This is a genomic window from Sphingomonas sp. SORGH_AS_0438, assembly GCF_031453475.1.
Taxonomy (GTDB): domain Bacteria; phylum Pseudomonadota; class Alphaproteobacteria; order Sphingomonadales; family Sphingomonadaceae; genus Sphingomonas.
Window position 1 is genome coordinate 276,025 of the sequence record NZ_JAVIZS010000001.1, and the last position, 15,965, is coordinate 291,989.

At 68.8% G+C, this 15,965-nt stretch carries 17 protein-coding genes and 1 pseudogene; 10 read left to right on the forward strand and 8 right to left on the reverse strand.

The window, feature by feature from the left end:
* Nucleotides 1-21 precede the first annotated feature (21 nt).
* Nucleotides 22-846 (reverse strand): Coenzyme F420 hydrogenase/dehydrogenase, beta subunit C-terminal domain, encoded by an 825-nt coding sequence (locus QE452_RS01370; protein WP_309658360.1) that lies wholly within the window; start codon nucleotides 844-846, stop codon nucleotides 22-24.
* 6 nt (nucleotides 847-852) lie between these two features.
* Between QE452_RS01370 and QE452_RS01375 the strand changes: the two genes are divergently transcribed.
* The gene (locus tag QE452_RS01375) at nucleotides 853-1,134 is read left to right on the forward strand and encodes a glycosyltransferase family 9 protein (RefSeq protein ID WP_309658361.1); all 282 of its coding nucleotides are present in this window, start codon (nucleotides 853-855) and stop codon (nucleotides 1,132-1,134) included.
* Nucleotides 1,122-1,526: a DUF6165 family protein gene (locus tag QE452_RS01380; RefSeq protein WP_309658362.1), complete on the forward strand. Its 405-nt coding sequence runs from the start codon at nucleotides 1,122-1,124 to the stop codon at nucleotides 1,524-1,526. Before QE452_RS01375 ends, QE452_RS01380 begins: the two co-directional genes overlap by 13 nt.
* Here QE452_RS01380 and QE452_RS01385 read toward each other — a convergent pair.
* The 3 genes from QE452_RS01385 to lepB form a co-directional block, all read right to left on the reverse strand.
* Complete coding sequence (locus tag QE452_RS01385; RefSeq protein ID WP_309658363.1) at nucleotides 1,502-1,987, reverse strand: hypothetical protein; 486 nt, start codon at nucleotides 1,985-1,987, stop codon at nucleotides 1,502-1,504. The two genes, QE452_RS01380 and QE452_RS01385, sit on opposite strands and share 25 nt — an antisense overlap.
* An 88-nt stretch (nucleotides 1,988-2,075) precedes the next feature.
* On the reverse strand, nucleotides 2,076-2,738 hold the full coding sequence (gene rnc / locus QE452_RS01390) for a ribonuclease III (protein ID WP_309658364.1): 663 nt from the start codon (nucleotides 2,736-2,738) through the stop codon (nucleotides 2,076-2,078).
* Nucleotides 2,739-2,740: 2 nt separating this feature from the next.
* Nucleotides 2,741-3,574: a signal peptidase I gene (lepB, locus tag QE452_RS01395; RefSeq protein WP_309658365.1), complete on the reverse strand. Its 834-nt coding sequence runs from the start codon at nucleotides 3,572-3,574 to the stop codon at nucleotides 2,741-2,743.
* Between the two features lie 174 nt (nucleotides 3,575-3,748).
* On the opposite strand from lepB, the gene pgi reads away from it, so the two are divergent.
* From pgi to QE452_RS01410, 3 genes and pseudogenes are all read left to right on the forward strand, one after another.
* The gene (pgi, locus tag QE452_RS01400) at nucleotides 3,749-5,242 is read left to right on the forward strand and encodes a glucose-6-phosphate isomerase (protein ID WP_309658366.1); all 1,494 of its coding nucleotides are present in this window, start codon (nucleotides 3,749-3,751) and stop codon (nucleotides 5,240-5,242) included.
* 114 nt (nucleotides 5,243-5,356) lie between these two features.
* A complete protein-coding gene (gorA, locus tag QE452_RS01405; RefSeq protein ID WP_309658367.1) occupies nucleotides 5,357-6,706 on the forward strand; it encodes a glutathione-disulfide reductase in 1,350 nt (449 codons plus the stop codon).
* 87 nt (nucleotides 6,707-6,793) lie between these two features.
* Nucleotides 6,794-7,307 (forward strand): annotated as a pseudogene (locus tag QE452_RS01410) (thioredoxin family protein).
* 49 nt (nucleotides 7,308-7,356) lie between these two features.
* On the opposite strand, the gene QE452_RS01415 reads toward QE452_RS01410, so the two are convergent.
* Both QE452_RS01415 and QE452_RS01420 read right to left on the reverse strand, forming a co-directional pair.
* Nucleotides 7,357-8,211 carry a manganese catalase family protein gene (locus QE452_RS01415; protein WP_309658369.1) on the reverse strand — a complete coding sequence of 285 codons (855 nt, stop codon included), beginning with the start codon at nucleotides 8,209-8,211 and terminating at the stop codon, nucleotides 7,357-7,359.
* Nucleotides 8,212-8,262: 51 nt separating this feature from the next.
* On the reverse strand, nucleotides 8,263-8,388 hold the full coding sequence (locus QE452_RS01420; protein WP_309658370.1) for a hypothetical protein: 126 nt from the start codon (nucleotides 8,386-8,388) through the stop codon (nucleotides 8,263-8,265).
* A gap of 28 nt (nucleotides 8,389-8,416) precedes the next feature.
* Here QE452_RS01420 and QE452_RS01425 point away from each other — a divergent pair, with 28 nt between their 5' ends.
* Nucleotides 8,417-8,884: a TM2 domain-containing protein gene (locus QE452_RS01425; protein WP_309729493.1), complete on the forward strand. Its 468-nt coding sequence runs from the start codon at nucleotides 8,417-8,419 to the stop codon at nucleotides 8,882-8,884.
* Nucleotides 8,885-9,293: 409 nt separating this feature from the next.
* On the opposite strand, the gene purB is transcribed toward QE452_RS01425, so the two are convergent.
* Nucleotides 9,294-10,610 carry an adenylosuccinate lyase gene (gene purB / locus QE452_RS01430; protein WP_309658372.1) on the reverse strand — a complete coding sequence of 439 codons (1,317 nt, stop codon included), beginning with the start codon at nucleotides 10,608-10,610 and terminating at the stop codon, nucleotides 9,294-9,296.
* Nucleotides 10,611-10,822: 212 nt separating this feature from the next.
* On the opposite strand from purB, the gene QE452_RS01435 reads away from it, so the two are divergent.
* Nucleotides 10,823-11,311: an EF-hand domain-containing protein gene (locus QE452_RS01435; protein ID WP_309729496.1), complete on the forward strand. Its 489-nt coding sequence runs from the start codon at nucleotides 10,823-10,825 to the stop codon at nucleotides 11,309-11,311.
* 62 nt (nucleotides 11,312-11,373) lie between these two features.
* Here QE452_RS01435 and radC read toward each other — a convergent pair whose 3' ends face one another.
* A complete protein-coding gene (radC, locus tag QE452_RS01440; RefSeq protein ID WP_125995938.1) occupies nucleotides 11,374-12,054 on the reverse strand; it encodes a DNA repair protein RadC in 681 nt (226 codons plus the stop codon).
* Nucleotides 12,055-12,165: 111 nt separating this feature from the next.
* On the opposite strand from radC, the gene QE452_RS01445 reads away from it, so the two are divergent.
* From QE452_RS01445 to QE452_RS01455, 3 genes are read left to right on the forward strand one after another with little or no spacing between them, the layout of a single operon-like run.
* Entirely contained in the window at nucleotides 12,166-15,348 is a 3,183-nt protein-coding gene (locus tag QE452_RS01445) for a YdbH domain-containing protein (RefSeq protein WP_309658374.1), read from the forward strand.
* 44 nt (nucleotides 15,349-15,392) lie between these two features.
* Complete coding sequence (locus QE452_RS01450; RefSeq protein ID WP_309658375.1) at nucleotides 15,393-15,551, forward strand: YnbE family lipoprotein; 159 nt, start codon at nucleotides 15,393-15,395, stop codon at nucleotides 15,549-15,551.
* An 8-nt stretch (nucleotides 15,552-15,559) separates the two neighbouring features.
* On the forward strand, nucleotides 15,560-15,931 hold the full coding sequence (locus QE452_RS01455) for a YdbL family protein (RefSeq protein ID WP_309658616.1): 372 nt from the start codon (nucleotides 15,560-15,562) through the stop codon (nucleotides 15,929-15,931).
* The last annotated feature ends 34 nt before the right edge of the window (nucleotides 15,932-15,965 follow it).

Below are 15,965 nucleotides of genomic sequence, written 5' to 3' on the forward strand. Positions count from 1 at the left end.
GGCGGGGGTTCCGAAAAAGAATCAGTCGTCCTGCGGCTTTATGCCCTCCAGCCGGTCGAACCACCGGCCGATGTGGCCACGATGGTAGATCAGCCCCTGGTACAGGGCGAGCGCGGCCCCGGCCCAGCGGACGTAGAGGCCGGGTGTGTTTGTCACCTGCGCCATGCGGGCCATCCGGTGGCTCCAGCGGGCGATGGCGAAGCGGGTGCGATAGACCAGCCGCCGCCGCCACGGCAGGCCGGTGCGGGAGGGCGCGACCCGCTTGCGGATCGCCACGCCGGCCGGCGGTCGCCAGGCGAGGCGATAGGCGAGCCCCTCGCGTCGCTGGCGCAGCCCCGCCGCCTGGGTCCCGGCGATGAAGTCGGCATCGACCGGCGACAGCGCCAGCCGACCGTCCGTCACGGCGGCCGCGATCAGGTCTCGCAGCGCGGGCGAGCGGACGATCGCGACGTTGGTGCCACGCCCGTCCGCACTATAGGGTTCGATCCAGGCATCGCCGAACGCGATATCGGCCGTCTCCGCGACGACATCGTCGCACCAGTTACAGGCCGAGGCCTGGAAGAAGCCCGCGCCCCAATCGCCGTCCTTGCGGCGATATTCGACCGCGCGCACCGCGTCCCCCGGCACGCCGAGCTGCCAGGCGATGCTGTCGACGAAGCGCGCGCTCTTCATGTGACCGCAGAACAGGCCGAGCAGATGCGTCACCCGCTCGCCGATCACCGGGTCGGCGGCGCGCAGCAGGTTCACCGCCTTGATGAAACAGGGGACGCCGACGATCGCATAGCGGCCGGGGATGCGGCGGATCTCGTCCAGCACCCCCGCCAGGTCGACCGGGAAGTAGCGCAAGCGCGCATGGACGCGACCGCCGCGCTGGTCGCCGGCGTCGATCTGGTCGTCACCGTCGACACGATGATCGCGCATCTGGCGGGGGCGCTGGGGCGATCGACCTGGCTGCTGCTCAAGGCCGAGCCAGACTGGCGCTGGGACCCGGCCCGGCGCGACACGCCCTGGTATCCGACGATGCGCCTCTATCCGCAGGTCGCGCGCGGGGACTGGTCGTCCGTCCTCGCCGCCGTCCGCGCCGATCTCGCCGCCCCTCCACTCCGCAGGAGCCTTGTCGCATGGCTAGCCTAGCCGTTCCGTCCGTCCCCATGTCCTGGGGCGAGTTGCTCGACAAGCTGACGATCCTCGACATCAAGCGCGAGCGCATCGCCGCCGAGGGCGCGCGCGCCAATGTGCTGCGCGAACATGAGACGCTGCGTTCGGTCGGCGCGGCGGCGCTGCGCGAGAAGGAGGTGGCGGCGCTGGTGGCCGATCTGCGCCGCGTGAACGCCGAATTGTGGGAGATCGAGGACGATATCCGGGCCGAGGAGGCGCGGGCGCGATTCGGATCGGCCTTCGTGGCGCTGGCCCGCGCCGTCTATCACAAGAATGACGAGCGCGCGGCGATCAAGCGGCGGATCAACCAGGCCCTGGAATCGGAGCTGATCGAGGAGAAAAGCTACTGGACCGCCGGCCGCGCCTGAGGCGCGCGGGCCGGGCAGGGCGGTCGGGCGCGCGGCCGCTCGATCCGTTCCACCCCGGCCAGCATCGCCTCGATGGCGCGGCGTTCCTGCTCGACATGCCGGTCCAGCGCGTCGAACATCCGGAGCGTGGCGGCGGCATAGTCGGACCAATGGCCGTCGATCGCGCTGCTGGTCCAACAGGCGAGATAGGCCGCGAAACGCTCGCCGATCGCGATGCATCGCATCTTGAGCCGCGCGGCGACGCCCAGCCGGTCGTTGCCGGCCAGCGCGGGGTCGAACAGCTCGACATGCTTGAACAACTGATATTCACGCAGCAGCCGCGTCAATATCCACCGCCGTTGCGACAGGGCGGGCCGCGCGGCCTCGCCCTCCGCGTCGAACAGGGCGCGGTCGCTCGCGATCTGGGCGAGGATGCGGTCCTGATGATCGGACAGGATGCGGAGCGCGGCATCGGTTCTCATGCCGCCATCAACCGGGATCAGCCTTGCCGATCGGTTAAGGAACCGTTTGCGGCCAAATTCCGGCGCGACGCCTGCCGATCCGGTTGGATCAGCCGCCCAGCGCCTGGAGCAGCGCGCGAGCGGCGGCGGTCTCGGCCTCCTGCTTGCTGCTGCCGCTCGCCTGCGCCTCGGGCAGTGCGCCGATCGCGACCGCCACGGTGAAGCGCGGGGCATGGCCGGGGCCGGAGCGTTCCACGATCCGATATTCGGGTGCCTTGCGGTTGTTGGCCGCCGCCCATTCCTGGAGCGCGGACTTGGGATGCTGCGGCACCTTGGCCTCGCGCCGCGCCCGGTCGCCCCAGGCGCGGCGGATGAAGGCGCGCGCCGCGTCCAGCCCGGCGGCCTGGTAATAGGCGCCGATCAGCGCCTCCATCACATCGCCCAGCACATTGTCGCTGTCGCTCGCGCCATCGTCGCGCGCCTGCTTGCCGAGCCGCAGATGCGCCGGCACGCCCAGCTCGCGCGCCACCGCCGCACAGACGGCGCCGGTGACCAGCGCATTGAAGCGCTTGGACAATTGTCCCTCGGCTTCGCGGGGGAACAGTTCCGACAGCCATTCCGCCATGACCAGGCCCAGCACCCGGTCGCCCAGAAATTCCAGCCGCTCATAATTGGCGCCCGACTGGCTGCTGCCATGGGTCAGCGCGCGTTCGAACGGGGTGGGGTCGGCGGGGGCGGCGCCGAACAGCGCCGCCAGCCAGTCGTTCGACATGGTCAGAAGCCCTCGCCGATCCGGTTCCAGCGCGTCGCCGTCACCCAGGTCCAGGGCTTGATCCATTCGGCCGATCCATCGGTCGAGAAGAAGGTGACCATCGCCTTGCCCTCGATCCGCTCGACGGGAATATAGCCCATGCCGACCGGCGGCGCGAACCGGCTGTCGGCGCTGTCGTCGCGATTGTCGCCCATCAGGAAGACGTTGCCGGCCGGCACGATATAGACGCCGGTGTCGTCCGCCTCCGGAATGTCGCGCTGGTCGAGCACGAAATAGCTTTTCCCGTCGGGCAGCGTCTCGCGATAGCGACGATAGCGGCAGATCGCCGTGCCGTCGGGCAGCGTGTCCTGGAATTGCGGATCGCAGTGGCGCGTGTCGAAATTGGGCGTCAGCTTCACCGTGAAGTCGGCAACGCGGATCTTGGGGATCGCCTTGCCGTTCAGGAAGAGCTGGCCGCCGCGCATCTGCACCGTGTCGCCGGGCAGGCCGATCACCCGCTTGATGACGTCATGGCTGTCGGGATCGGGCGAGCGGAACACCACCACGTCGCCGCGCGCCGGGGTGGAGCCGAACACCCGCCCCGGGATCAGCGGCAGCCCCCAGGGCAGCGACCAGCGCGAATAGCCGTAGTTCCACTTGGACACGAACAGATAGTCGCCGATCAACAGGCGCGGAAGCATCGATTCCGAGGGGATCGAGAAGGGCGCCAGCACGAAGCTGCGGAAGATGAAGACGACCAGCGCCAGGATCAGCAGGAAGCGCAGCGTCTCGCGCGTCTCCGACTTGGCTGGGGGCCGGGCGGCTGTGGCGGTCTTGGGGGCGGGGGGCGTGGCCATGGTCCAGCGGCGTGGCGCGGCGCGTGCGGGTCGTCAAGTCGGGGCGGGAGCCTTCCGCCGTGTCCGATCGTTGCCGCCGCGCCGTCGGAGCTGCCATCGTCCCTCTTCGTCCCTTGTGGAAGGACCTATTTTGGTATTAGCCCCGGCATCGATCATATCCACGGAGATTTGCGCATGGCTGACTGGTCCGCGATCGAAGCCCTTCCCACTACCAAGCTGGTCGACCTGTTCGCCGAGGACCCTGACCGGCTGTCGCGCCTCAGCCTGGATGTCGCGGGCATCCATTTCGACTGGTCGAAGACGCATCTGACCGCCGAGGCGATCGCGGCGTTCGAGGCGCTGGCCAAGGCGCAGGACCTCGCCGGCAAGCGCGACGCGCTGTTCGGCGGCGCGGTGGTGAACGTGACCGAGAACCGCTCGGTCGAACACACCGCCGAGCGCGGCGAGGGCAAGGCGGAAAGCGTCGCCATCGCGCGCCAGAGCCACCAGCGGATGCGCGCGCTGATCGACGCGATCGAGGCGGAGGCGTTCGGCCCGGTGCGCAGCATCCTGCATGTCGGCATCGGCGGATCGGCGCTGGGGCCGGACCTGCTGGTCGATGCGCTGGGCCGCGAGGACAGCCGCTACGACGTCGCGATCGTCTCCAATGTCGATGGCGTCGCGCTGGAGGATGCGTTCCGCCGCTTCGATCCCGCGACCACGTTGCTGGTCGTCGCCTCCAAGACCTTCACCACCACCGAGACGATGCTGAACGCGCAGTCCGCGTTGCAATGGATGATCGAGGCGGGGGTCGAGGACCCCTATGGCAAGGTGATCGCGCTGACCGCCTCGCCCGACAAGGCGGTGGAATGGGGCGTCGACGAAACCCGCATCCTGCCCTTCTCCGAAAGCGTCGGCGGGCGCTATTCGCTGTGGTCGACGATCGGCTTCCCGGCGGCGATCGCGCTCGGCTGGGACCGGTTCGAGGAATTGCTGGAGGGTGCCGCGGAGATGGACCGGCATTTCCGCCTGTCCGCGCTGCACGAGAATGCGCCGGCGATCGCGGCATTCGCCGATCTCTACTACACCCAGGTCCGCGGCGCGGAGACGCGGGCGCCCTTCGCCTATGACCAGCGGCTGCGCCTGCTGCCCAGCTATCTCCAGCAGTTGGAGATGGAATCGAACGGCAAGGGCGTGACCGTCGACGGCCAGCCGGTCGGCCGCCCGACCGCCGCCATCACCTGGGGCGGGGTCGGCACCGATGCGCAGCATGCGGTGTTCCAGCTGCTCCACCAGGGCACGCATCTGGTCCCGGTCGAGTTCCTGGCGGTGATCGAGGCGGGCGATTCGCTCGCTCCCGACCATCATCGCCAGCTCCTGCTCAACGCCTTCGCGCAGGGCGCGGCGCTGATGAAGGGCAAGCAGGTCGACGATCCGGCGCGCAGCTATTCGGGTGACCGGCCGTCCTCGACGCTGCTGCTCGACGATCTGGATGCGCGGACGCTGGGCGCGCTGATCGCCTTTTACGAGCATCGCGTGTTCGTGAACGGCGTGCTGCTCGGCATCAACAGCTTCGACCAGTTCGGCGTCGAGCTGGGCAAGGAAATGGCCAAGGCGGCGGACAAGGGCGGCCAGGACTTCGACCCCTCCACCACCGACCTGATCCGCCGCGCCGGGCTGGAAGGGTAAGACTGGTTCGTTCCTCCCGACTGTTCCCCGGCCTTCGCTGGGGAACAGTCGGGAGGAAAGCCTTGCCCCCGACCCGCCCCCGCGCCATCTCGACGGGCATAAGCGGAGATGACGATGGCGGATTTCGATTACGACCTGTTCGTGCTGGGCGCCGGGTCCGGCGGCACGCGGGCCAGCCGGGTCGCGGCGGCGCATGGCGCGCGCGTCGCGGTGGCGGAGGAATTCCGCGTCGGCGGCACCTGCGTGATCCGCGGCTGCGTGCCCAAGAAGCTGCTCGTCTATGGCGCGCATTTCGCCGAGGATCTGCGCGACGCGGCGCATTTCGGCTGGGACGTGCCGACCCCTTGCGCCTTTTCCTGGACGCGGCTGCGCGACAATGTGCTGCGCGAGGTCGACCGGATCGAGGGCGCCTATACCCAGACGCTGAACAGCAAGGGCGTGACCATCCTGCCGCAGCGCGCGGTGGTGATCGGGCCGAACCGCGTCCGGCTGGCCGATGGCAGCGAGGTGACGGCGGAGCGCATCCTGGTCGCGGTCGGCGCGCATCCGGCGATCCCCGAATGCCCCGGCCACGAACATGGCATCACCTCCAACGAGGTGTTCCACTTGGACGCATTGCCGCGCCGCATCCTGATCGCGGGCGGCGGCTATATCGCCAATGAATTCGCCGGCATCTTCAACCAGTTGGGGTCGCAGGTCATCCTGGCCAACCGGTCGAACGACATCCTGCGCGGCTACGACCAGCAGATCCGCGACCGGTTGCTCCAGATCGCGATGACCAAGGGCATCGATTTCCGGTTCAACGCGGCCTTCCACGGCATCGACAAGGGCGAGGATGGCTGCCTGACCGTGCATCTCGCCAACCACGATCCCGTGGTGGTCGATCAGGTGCTGTTCGCCACCGGCCGCCGCCCCAACACGCACGGACTGGGGCTGGAGAGCGCCGGCGTCGAACTGGACGAACTGGGCGCGGTGAAGGTGGATGAGGACAACCGCTCCACCTGTCCGTCGATCTTCGCGGTCGGCGACGTGACCAACCGCATCCAGTTGACCCCGGTGGCGATCCGCGAGGGCCAGGCCTTTGCCGACACCTTCTACGGCAACCAGCCGACGCGGGTGGATTATGGCTGCGTGCCCTCGGCGGTGTTCAGCCATCCACCGATGGCCGGCGTCGGCCTGACCGAGGCGGAGGCGCGCCAGCAACTGGGGTCGGTGAAGGTCTATTCCTCCGACTTCCGCCCGATGAAGAACGTGCTGGCCGATCGTAACGAGCGCGCGCTCTACAAGATGGTGTGCGACGGCGTCACCGACCGGGTGGTCGGCATCCATATGATCGGCCCCGACGTGCCCGAGATCCTGCAGGCGGCGGCGGTCGCGGTGAAGGCGGGCCTGACCAAGGCGGATTTCGACGCCACGGTCGCGCTGCATCCGTCGATGGCGGAGGAGCTGGTGCTGCTCAAGTAAAGCTGGGGTTGCGGCGGCCGGCGCAGAGCTGGGTTGCGTTTGGCGGGCGGGCGGCCTTCAATAGGCCTCCAGTTTCAGGAGACCGCCATGCGCCGTGCCGCCACCATCCTCGCTTCCCTTGCCGCGCTGGCCTTGCTGCCCGCCGCCGCCCCCGTGCAGGCGCCGCGCGTCGGCATCGCTAGCCTGGAGCGGCTGCCCCAGCCCCTGCCGCTGCCCTATCATGCCGGCAGCGCCAAGGCGGCGGTGGCGCAGGCGCGGGCACGCGCGCTCAGAGGGGCATAAGCGGCTGCTGATCGACCTGGGCGGCAATTGGTGCCTCGACTGCCGGCTGCTCGCGGGCGTGATGGAGCTGCCGCAGATGCGCCCCTTCGTCGCGAAGCATTTCGAGGTGGTGACGGTGGATGTCGGTCGGTTCGACCAGAATCTCGACATTCCGGCGCATTACGGCATCAAGGACCGGCTGAAGGGCGTGCCGGCGGTGCTGATCGTCGATCCGCGCAGCGACAAGCTGCTCAACGCCGGCCGCGAGACGGCGCTGGCGGATGCGCGCAGCCTGACCCCGCAGGCGCTCGCCGACTGGCTGGCGGGCTGGGCGGCCTGAGGGCGAACGTCCATGCTCCGGTGACGGCCGGAGCATGGACGTTCGGGCGTCAGCCGATCTGCTGCGACTGTGCGCCGCTGTCCGGCCGCGCCGGGCCCAGGATCGGCTTCTCGCCCAGGGGCTCGTTGCGGAACACGGTAAATTCGCCGCGGCCGTCGATCGACGGTCCGCTCGTCCAGCGCCCCTCCGGCACCGATCCGTCGACCGAGGTCGCGTAGAAATTATAGTTGTTCTGCTGATCCTCCATCTCCTGCGGGAAGCTGTTGGGGACCGGCAGATTGGCGGATGGCCCGCCCAGTTCCTCCAGCACCGCCAGCCATTGCTCCTGGTGCATCGTGTCGCGCGCGATCATGTAGTGGAGCATCTTTTTCATGCCCTCGTCCTGGGTCGCGTTGAACAGGCGCACCGCCAGCACGCGGCCGGTGCTCTCCGCCGCGACGTTGCAGTACATGTCGGCGGCGATGTTGCCGCTGGCATAGATGTGGCTCATGTTGAACGGCACGCCGTCCGAATCGATCGGCATCGCCGCCAGTCCCGAGGACAGCAGGTTCTTGTGGATCATGCCCTCGACCGCGTGACGGGCGTTGCTGCCGCCCATCACCGCACCGACGATGCCGTCGGCCGCGCCCTGTTCCTGCAATCCGGTCGGCGCCTTGTCGAGGTTGAGGGCGACGGCGGTCGCCAGCATCTCGATATGACCGATCTCCTCGGTGGCGGTGTGCAGCAGCATGTCGCGATATTTCGGGTTGGGCGAGCGATTGCCCCAGGCCTGGAAGAAATACTGCATGCAGACGCGGATCTCGCCCTCCACGCCGCCGATCGCCTGTTGCAGCAGCGTTGCAAAGGCGGGGTCGGGCTTGTCCACGCGGACGGGATACTGAAGTCGACTGTCGTGATAATACATGGTGCGCTCCCGGGGTGGTAGAACCCGGTCAACGCGCGGATGCCGATTGGATCAGACGAAACTGCGCCAACCCTGATGGAGATAAGTGAGGTTTTTCAATTGATTGATCTTGCTCAATCGGCGCATTGCACGGCGGGTGCGCCAGCTCTGCCTTGCATCCTGGAATGGCTTGGTCATGATGCGCGCCGCTTTGGGGAACGGCTTTATGCGTGGACAGATATTGGGGGTGGACCGGCGGACGGGCGAGGGGCTGGTATCGGGCGACGATGGCCGGCGCTATACCTTCCGCCCCGACGACTGGGCGCATCAGGGCGAGCCGTCGGTCGGCGCCTATGTCGACTTCGACGCCGACCAGAACCAGGCGCGCAGCATCTTCCCTGTGCCCGCAGGGCCGCAGGCCGTGGCGCATCCGGCGGGCGGGGCGATGGCGGTGCCGGGCGGGTCGCTGACCGACCGCAACAAATATGTCGCGGCGATCCTGGCGTTCTTCTTCGGGACGCTCGGCATCCACCGCTTCTATCTGGGGCGGACGGGATCGGGGATCGCGATGCTGGTGCTGACCTGCACGATCGTCGGGCTGTTCGTGACGGGGTTGTGGGCGCTGATCGACAGCATCCGCTATCTGGTCATGTCCGATGCGGAGTTCGCGGCGCGCTATCCGCGCACGGTCTGAGGCTGTACGTCACGCGAACGCGCGACGATCTCGCTAGCTTGTCGATGGAAGGGAGGGCGGCCGTGCGGCAGGCATTCCCACGTCCCTGCGGCAACATCTCTTTCGCGGCTTCGCGCCGATGACCATCGGGGAGGCCCTGGCCGCCCCCTCGCGAGAGAGGGCGGGGGCCGATGCGTCAAAGGGTGGAAAGAACCACCCCGACCACCAGCGCCTGTGCCGCGATCGCCAGCATCGAGCTGGTCACGGTTTCGAACATACGCATGGCTGGGTCTCCATGCCGGAGACATATCCGGCAAGGGACATGTGGCGATCATGTCGCCCTGACGCAATTTTGTAACAAGGCATTGCGGTTGCAGCCAATGCAATCCTGGCCGAGCGATGCATGAAACACCGCCCGGCCACTATCGGATCATGCCGCGCCGAACACTCGCGCGAAGATCGTGTCGACATGCTTCAGGTGGTAGTCGAGGTCGAACTTCGCCTCGATCTCGGCCGGCGACAGGGCGGCGGTCACTTCCGGATCCGCCTTGAGCAGTTCGAGCAGCGACAGCTCGCCGTCCGACTCCCACACCTTCATCGCGTTGCGCTGGACGAGGCGATAGGCATCCTCGCGGCTCACACCCGCCTGGGTCAGCGCCAGCAGCACGCGCTGCGAATGGACGAGGCCGCCCATCCGGTCGAGATTCTTCTGCATCCGCACCGGATAGACCAGCAGCTTGTCGACCACGCCGGTCAGCCGGGCGAGCGCGAAGTCGAGCGTGATCGTCGCGTCCGGGCCGATATAGCGCTCGACCGAGGAGTGGCTGATGTCACGCTCATGCCACAGCGCGACATTCTCCAGCGCCGGGGTGACATAGCCGCGCACCATGCGGGCCAGGCCGGTCAGGTTCTCGGTCAGCACCGGGTTGCGCTTGTGCGGCATCGCCGACGAGCCCTTCTGGCCGGGCGAGAAATATTCCTCCGCCTCCAGCACTTCGGTGCGTTGCAGGTGACGCACCTCGGTCGCCAGCCGCTCGATCGAGCTGGCGATGACGCCCAGCGTCGCGAAGAACATGGCGTGGCGGTCGCGCGGAATGACCTGGGTGGAGACGGGCTCGACAGTCAGGCCCATCTTGTCGGCGACATGCGCCTCCACCGCCGGATCGATATTGGCGAAGGTGCCGACCGCGCCGGAGATGGCGCAGGTGGCGACATCGGCGCGCGCCGCGATCAGGCGGGTGCGGTTGCGGTCGAACTCGGCATAGGCCTGGGCCAGCTTGAGGCCGAAGGTGACCGGCTCGGCATGGATGCCGTGGCTTCGACCGATCGTCGGGGTCAGCTTATGCTCATAGGCCCGGCGCTTGAGCACCGCGAGCAGCTGGTCGAGATCGGCGATCAGGATATCGGCGGCGCGGGCGAGCTGCACCGCCAGGCAGGTGTCGAGCACGTCCGAGCTGGTCATGCCCTGGTGCAGGAAGCGTGCTTCCGGCCCGGTCCGCTCGCTGACATGGGTCAGGAAGGCGATGACGTCATGCTTGGTCTCGGCCTCGATCGCGTCGATCCGCGCCACGTCGAACGGGCCGGCGGCGGCATCCGCCTCCCAGATGCGGGCGGCGGCGTCCTTGGGCACCACGCCCAGCTCGGCGAGCGCGTCGGTGGCGTGCGCCTCGATCTCGAACCAGATGCGGAAACGCGCCTCGGGCGTCCACAAGGCGGCCATGGCGGGGCGGGAATAGCGCGGAATCATGGAAATCCTCGTCGTGCAATCGGCACGGCTCGCCGCGCCCGGCACGAGAGAGTCGTGCCTTTCGCGCCGATTAGCAGCCGGGTCCCCCCTCTGTAAATCCGACTGATCGGAACCTATATCCTGGATCACCGGTTGAATGGCCGGCAAACAAGTTTCCGCTGCTTCATGCAGCCCGCGCCAAAATCGCACGGCGCTTTATAATGGAGGACAAGATGCTGAAATATGCGATGCTTGCTTCGGCGATGATCGTTGCTGCCCCGGTTGCCGCGCAGATTGTGCCGCAGACCGGCGTGACCGCACCAATTGCCCAGGCGCAGTCCGCTGTGCCGGGAGTAGCCGGATCGGTTACTGGTAGCGCCGGAGTCGGCGTGCAGGCCGACCCGGCCACCGGCGCCTCGGCCGGCGTGACAGCCGATGCCGGCGCGACCACCACGGCGGCACAGCCGTCGCAGATCGCGCAGGTCGTCGACCAGGAATTCGCCTCCTATGACAAGGATGGTGACGGCGCGCTGAACAAGACCGAGTTCGCCGCCTGGATGGACAAGCTGAAGGCCTCGACGCCGGACGCCAAGCCGATGCCGGCCGCCAAGCAGACCGCCTGGAACAATGCGGCCTTCAAGCAGGCGGATGCGGACAAGTCGGCCAAGGTCGACAAGGCCGAGCTGACCGGCTTCCTGAGCGGTTCCGCCAAGGCGGGCTGATCGCGCCGGACAATCGATGACATGGCGGCCGCCGGGACTATCCCGGCGGCCGCTTTCGTTCGTCAGATCAGCCCCTGCGCCCGGAGCGAGGCATGGCCGTTCGCACCGATGATGAGATGGTCGTGCACCGCGATGTTGAGCGGCTTGCCGGCCTCCACGATCCGGCGCGTGATCTCGATATCGGCGCGGCTGGGCGAGGGATCGCCGCTCGGATGATTATGGACCAGGATGATCGCCGCCGATTGCAGTTCCAGCGCACGGCGGATCACCTCGCGGACATGGACCGGCGCCTGGTCGACCGTGCCATGGTTCATGATCTCGTCGCGGATCAGGATGTTGCGGGTGTTGAGGTGAAGGACGCGGAACAGCTCGACGCCGCGATGCGCCATGTCGGCGCGCAGATAGTCGAGCAGCGCCTGCCAATTGGCCAGCATCGGCCGGTCCGCGACCTGCGCATGGAGCAGCCGCAGCGCCGATCCTTGTGCGATGCGGATCGCGGCGGCGGCACCCTCGCCCATGCCGTCGACGCGCATCATCGCCTCCGGCTCGGCGGTGAGCAGGCCGCCGATGCCGCCGAACTCCGTCAGCAGCGCCTTGGCCAGCGGCTTGGTGTCGCGGCGGGGGATGGCGAGCGCGAGCAGATATTCGACCAGCTCATGATCGAGCAGCCCGGCCGGATCGGCGAGCAGCCGCTGGCGCAGCCGCGCCCGGTGACCGGCGTGATCGGGAAGGGGATCGGCCATGCGCCCGTCCTATCCGCCGTTCCGCCCGGATCAAGGGCCGTATACGCTTGCGCCAGATAAGCGCTTCAACTCCCGCCCTCCGGCCTTTAAGAAGCGCCGCTCGGCAGGAGGATGACGCGCGCGGTGGAGGAGGAGCAGCATATCCAGCCGAATCGCCGCCCCTATAGCCGTCGTCGTCGCGCCGCCCTGGCCGGCACCGCGGTGCTGGCCGTCGCCGGCACCGGCTTGTGGTTCGAGCGCCGGCCGATCCTGCGTCATTTCGTCACCGACACGCTGGTCCGGCGCGGCGTCCCCGCCACCTATGACATCGCCGATCTGGGGCTGGGGCGGCAGCGGCTGACCCATGTCGTGATCGGCGATCCCGCCCGTCCCGACTTGGTCGCCGACTGGATCGAGACGCGCACCGATATCGGCCTGTCCGGCGTATCGGTGCAGCAGGTGCGCGCCGGCCATGTCCGGCTGCGCGCCGAGCTTCGCGATGGCAAGCTGCGGCTGGGGGCGCTCGACCGGCTGATGCCGCCATCGTCGGGCAACCAGCCCTTCGCCTTGCCCCGGCTTTCGGTGGACGTGGCGGACGCGCGCATCCGGCTGACGACGCCCGCCGGTCTGGTCGGCATCAAGCTGCGCGGCAAGGGGCGGCTGGACAACGGCTTTCGCGGCACGCTGGCGGCGGTCGCGCCCGACCTGAGGCTGGCGGGCTGCGCCGTGGCGGACCTGTCGGCGGCGGTCGACGTGCGGATCGATCGCGCCCGTCCGGAATTGGTCGGCCCGGTGCGCGTCGGGCGGCTGGCCTGTGCCGACACCCGCGTCGCTGATCTGCGCGCCGACCTGTCGGTCGATCTCTCCGCCGCGCTCGACCGGTGGCAGGGGGATGCACGGCTGACCAGCGCGGCGGTCGAGGCCAAGGGCGTCACGCTCGCCGCGATGCGCGGTCGGCTGGACTTCACCGGCGATGCCTCGGGCACCGGCGGGCGCGCCGACCTGCATGGCACCGGCCTGCGCGCGGAGCAGGGGCGGGCGGCGGCGGTACGCCTCTACACGCGCTATGCGATCGGCCCGGCCGGCGTCAGCGGCAAGGGGGTGGTCGATGCACAGGACGCGGCGCTCGCCCCGGCCATGCTGACCCGGCTGGACGGCATTCCCGCGCTTGCTGGCACGCCGCTCGCCCCCTTGCGCGACCGTCTGGTGATGGCCAGCCGGGCGGCGGCGGGTGACTTCGACCTGCATCTGCCGTTCGCGGCGGAACTGCGCGGCGAAACGGGGGCGGTGACGCTGGGGGCAGGGCGGATCGATGCGGCGACCGGCGCGCGGCTGGCGCTGACCGAGGGCGCGCTCGGCTATCGATGGCCGGCGGGTGGGCTGCATCTCGACGGGCGGGTGACTAGCAGCGGCGGCGGCCTGCCCGAACTCGCGGTCGTGGCCCGGCGGCGCGCGCGTGACGGGCGGCTGACCGGCACCGCGACATTGCGCTCCGCCTATGAAGCGGGGAATGCCAGCCTGGCCGCCACGCCGCTAACCTTCGCCCTGGGGGGACGCGGCGAGACGCGGCTGGCGATGGACCTCCGCCTGACTGGACCGCTTGGCGACAATGGCCGGATCGAGGATCTGCGCCTGCCGCTCGCGGTCCGTCGGACGCGTGGCGGCTGGCAGGTGGACCCCGGCTGCGTGCCCGTGGGATGGCAGCGGCTCAGCATCTCCAGCCTGACGCTCGACCCCGCGCGCCTGAACCTCTGTCCCACCGGCGGTACGCTGCTCGCCGTGGCGGACGGACGCGTCGCCGGTGACGCACGGCTGGCGGCGACCGCGCTGCGCGGGCGGATCGGGCGGACGCCGCTGGCGATCGATGCGGCCGGGGCGCGGTTCGACGTGGCGACGCAGGGCTTCACGCTGGACGACGTCAAGGCGCGGCTCGGCGAGCCAGACCGACCGACCCGGATCGATGCGACGACGCTGACCGGGCGGATCGCGAACGGCGCGATCGCCGGCACGTTCACCGGTGGCGCGGGCCAGATCGGCGCGGTGCCGCTGCTGCTGTCCGATGCGACGGGCGACTGGCGCTTCCAGGGCGGCGCGCTCGACCTGGACGGGGCGCTGACCGTCACCGATGCGCAGACCGACGCGCCGCGCTTCAAGCCGATGGCGGGGCGCGGTGTCACGCTGCGGCTGGCGGGGAACCGGATCGATGCCGCCGGCACGCTCTACGAGCCGACCACCAACATGGCGGTCGCCAATGTCGCGCTGCATCACCTGTTGGGCAGCGGCACGGGTGCGGCGGACCTGACGGTGCCGGGGCTGGTCTTCACCAAGACCTTCCGGCCCGATCTGCTGACCCCGCTGACCTTCGGCGTGATCGCCGATGTGAAGGGCAAGGTGACCGGGGCGGGCCATATCGCCTGGGGCGACCAGGTGACGAGCACCGGCGCCTTCACCAGCCAGGGGATCGACCTCGCCGCCGCCTTCGGCCCCGCCACCGGCATCGCCGGCACGATCCGCTTCGACGACCTGCTCGCGCTGCACACGCCGCCCGGACAGGTGGTGACGGTGAAGACGGTCAATCCGGGCGTCGCGGTCAATGACGGGGTGATCCGCTTCCAGCTGCTCGGCGGGGTGCGCGTGCAGGTCGAGGATGCGCGCTGGCCCTTTGCCGGTGGCGCGCTGACGCTCGACCCGACGCTGCTCGACTTCGCGGCGGAGCGGGCGCGCCACATGACCTTCCATGTCTCCGGTGCGCGCGCCGACCAGTTCCTCCAGCAGTTCGACTTTCCCAATCTGGACGCCACCGGCATCTTCGACGGGACGCTGCCGATGATCTTCGACGATCGCGGCGGCCGGATCGAGGGCGGGCGGCTGGTGGTGCGCGACGGCGGCGGCACGCTCGCCTATGTCGGGGTGCTGGGGCAGAAGCAGCTCGGCACCTGGGGCAATCTGGCGTTCCAGGCGCTGAAGTCGCTCCGCTATCGCAGCCTGACGATCAACATGGACGGGCCGCTGGGCGGCGACATGGTGACCGCGGTCCGCTTCACCGGCGTGCAGCAGGGGCAGGGGGCGAAGAGCAATTTCATCATCCGCCGGTTGCAGCGGCTGCCCTTCACCTTCAACATCCGCGTCCGTGCGCCGTTTCGCGGCCTGCTCGACTCGGTCTCCACCTTCTACGATCCCAAGCTGCTGGTCGAGCGCAACCTGCCCGCGCTGATCGAGGCGCAGAAGCGCGGGGCCGAAAATACCGGGTCTGCGTCGGCGAAGGCGACGCCGCCCCTTTCCATTCAGACCCCCGTAAGCGAGAATCGGCGATGAAGCGTTCCAGGTTGACGACGATGCGAGCGATCACGATCTGTACGATGGCGATTTTGACCGGGGCGACCGGCGGCTGCATCAATGTGAACGCGCCGACCAAGCCGATCGAGATCAACCTGAACATCAATGTCACGCAGGAAGTGGTGTACCGCCTCGACAATGAGGCCAAGTCGCTGATCCAGCAGAATCCGGGGATTTTCTGATGAAGACCATGGCGAAGATGACGATGGCGGGCCTGGTTGTCCTGGCGAGCCTGTCGACCGCCGCCTGGGCGCAGCGCGATCCGGCCTATGCGGCGGCGCGCGCGGCGGGCGAGGTGGGCGAGCTGCCCGACGGCTATCTGGGCGTGGTCGGCGGCGGCTCGGCGGAACTGCGGGCGCTGGTCAATGCGATCAACATCCAGCGCAAGGCGGCCTATACGCAAAAGGCGCAGGCGACCGGCGCGACGGTGGAGCAACTGGCCTTCACCAGCGGCTGCAACCTGATCGCGCAGACCAAGCCGGGCGAAAAGTATCGCGCGCCCGATGGCGGCTGGAAGACGCGCACCGCCGCCGCGCCGGAACGCGATCCGCGCTGCGTCTAACGGGGGCGGGGCGACGTCGGGTCGGGGATGAAAC

Excerpts from the sequence above, each read along its gene's own strand:
- pgi (WP_309658366.1), top strand. The coding sequence starts at position 3,749 with ATGGCTGACTGGTCCGCGATCGAAGCCCTTCCCACTACCAAGCTGGTC.
- QE452_RS01445 (WP_309658374.1), top strand. The coding sequence starts at position 12,166 with ATGACGCGCGCGGTGGAGGAGGAGCAGCATATCCAGCCGAATCGCCGC.
- QE452_RS01450 (WP_309658375.1), top strand. The coding sequence starts at position 15,393 with ATGGCGATTTTGACCGGGGCGACCGGCGGCTGCATCAATGTGAACGCG.
- QE452_RS01455 (WP_309658616.1), top strand. The coding sequence starts at position 15,560 with ATGGCGAAGATGACGATGGCGGGCCTGGTTGTCCTGGCGAGCCTGTCG.
- gorA (WP_309658367.1), top strand. The coding sequence starts at position 5,357 with ATGGCGGATTTCGATTACGACCTGTTCGTGCTGGGCGCCGGGTCCGGC.
- lepB (WP_309658365.1), bottom strand. The coding sequence starts at position 3,574 with ATGGCCACGCCCCCCGCCCCCAAGACCGCCACAGCCGCCCGGCCCCCA.
- radC (WP_125995938.1), bottom strand. The coding sequence starts at position 12,054 with ATGGCCGATCCCCTTCCCGATCACGCCGGTCACCGGGCGCGGCTGCGC.
- QE452_RS01415 (WP_309658369.1), bottom strand. The coding sequence starts at position 8,211 with ATGTATTATCACGACAGTCGACTTCAGTATCCCGTCCGCGTGGACAAG.
- QE452_RS01385 (WP_309658363.1), bottom strand. The coding sequence starts at position 1,987 with ATGAGAACCGATGCCGCGCTCCGCATCCTGTCCGATCATCAGGACCGC.
- QE452_RS01380 (WP_309658362.1), top strand. The coding sequence starts at position 1,122 with ATGGCTAGCCTAGCCGTTCCGTCCGTCCCCATGTCCTGGGGCGAGTTG.
- QE452_RS01420 (WP_309658370.1), bottom strand. The coding sequence starts at position 8,388 with ATGACCAAGCCATTCCAGGATGCAAGGCAGAGCTGGCGCACCCGCCGT.
- rnc (WP_309658364.1), bottom strand. The coding sequence starts at position 2,738 with ATGTCGAACGACTGGCTGGCGGCGCTGTTCGGCGCCGCCCCCGCCGAC.
- QE452_RS01375 (WP_309658361.1), top strand. The coding sequence starts at position 853 with ATGGACGCGACCGCCGCGCTGGTCGCCGGCGTCGATCTGGTCGTCACC.
- QE452_RS01425 (WP_309729493.1), top strand. The coding sequence starts at position 8,417 with ATGCGTGGACAGATATTGGGGGTGGACCGGCGGACGGGCGAGGGGCTG.
- QE452_RS01435 (WP_309729496.1), top strand. The coding sequence starts at position 10,823 with ATGCTGAAATATGCGATGCTTGCTTCGGCGATGATCGTTGCTGCCCCG.
- purB (WP_309658372.1), bottom strand. The coding sequence starts at position 10,610 with ATGATTCCGCGCTATTCCCGCCCCGCCATGGCCGCCTTGTGGACGCCC.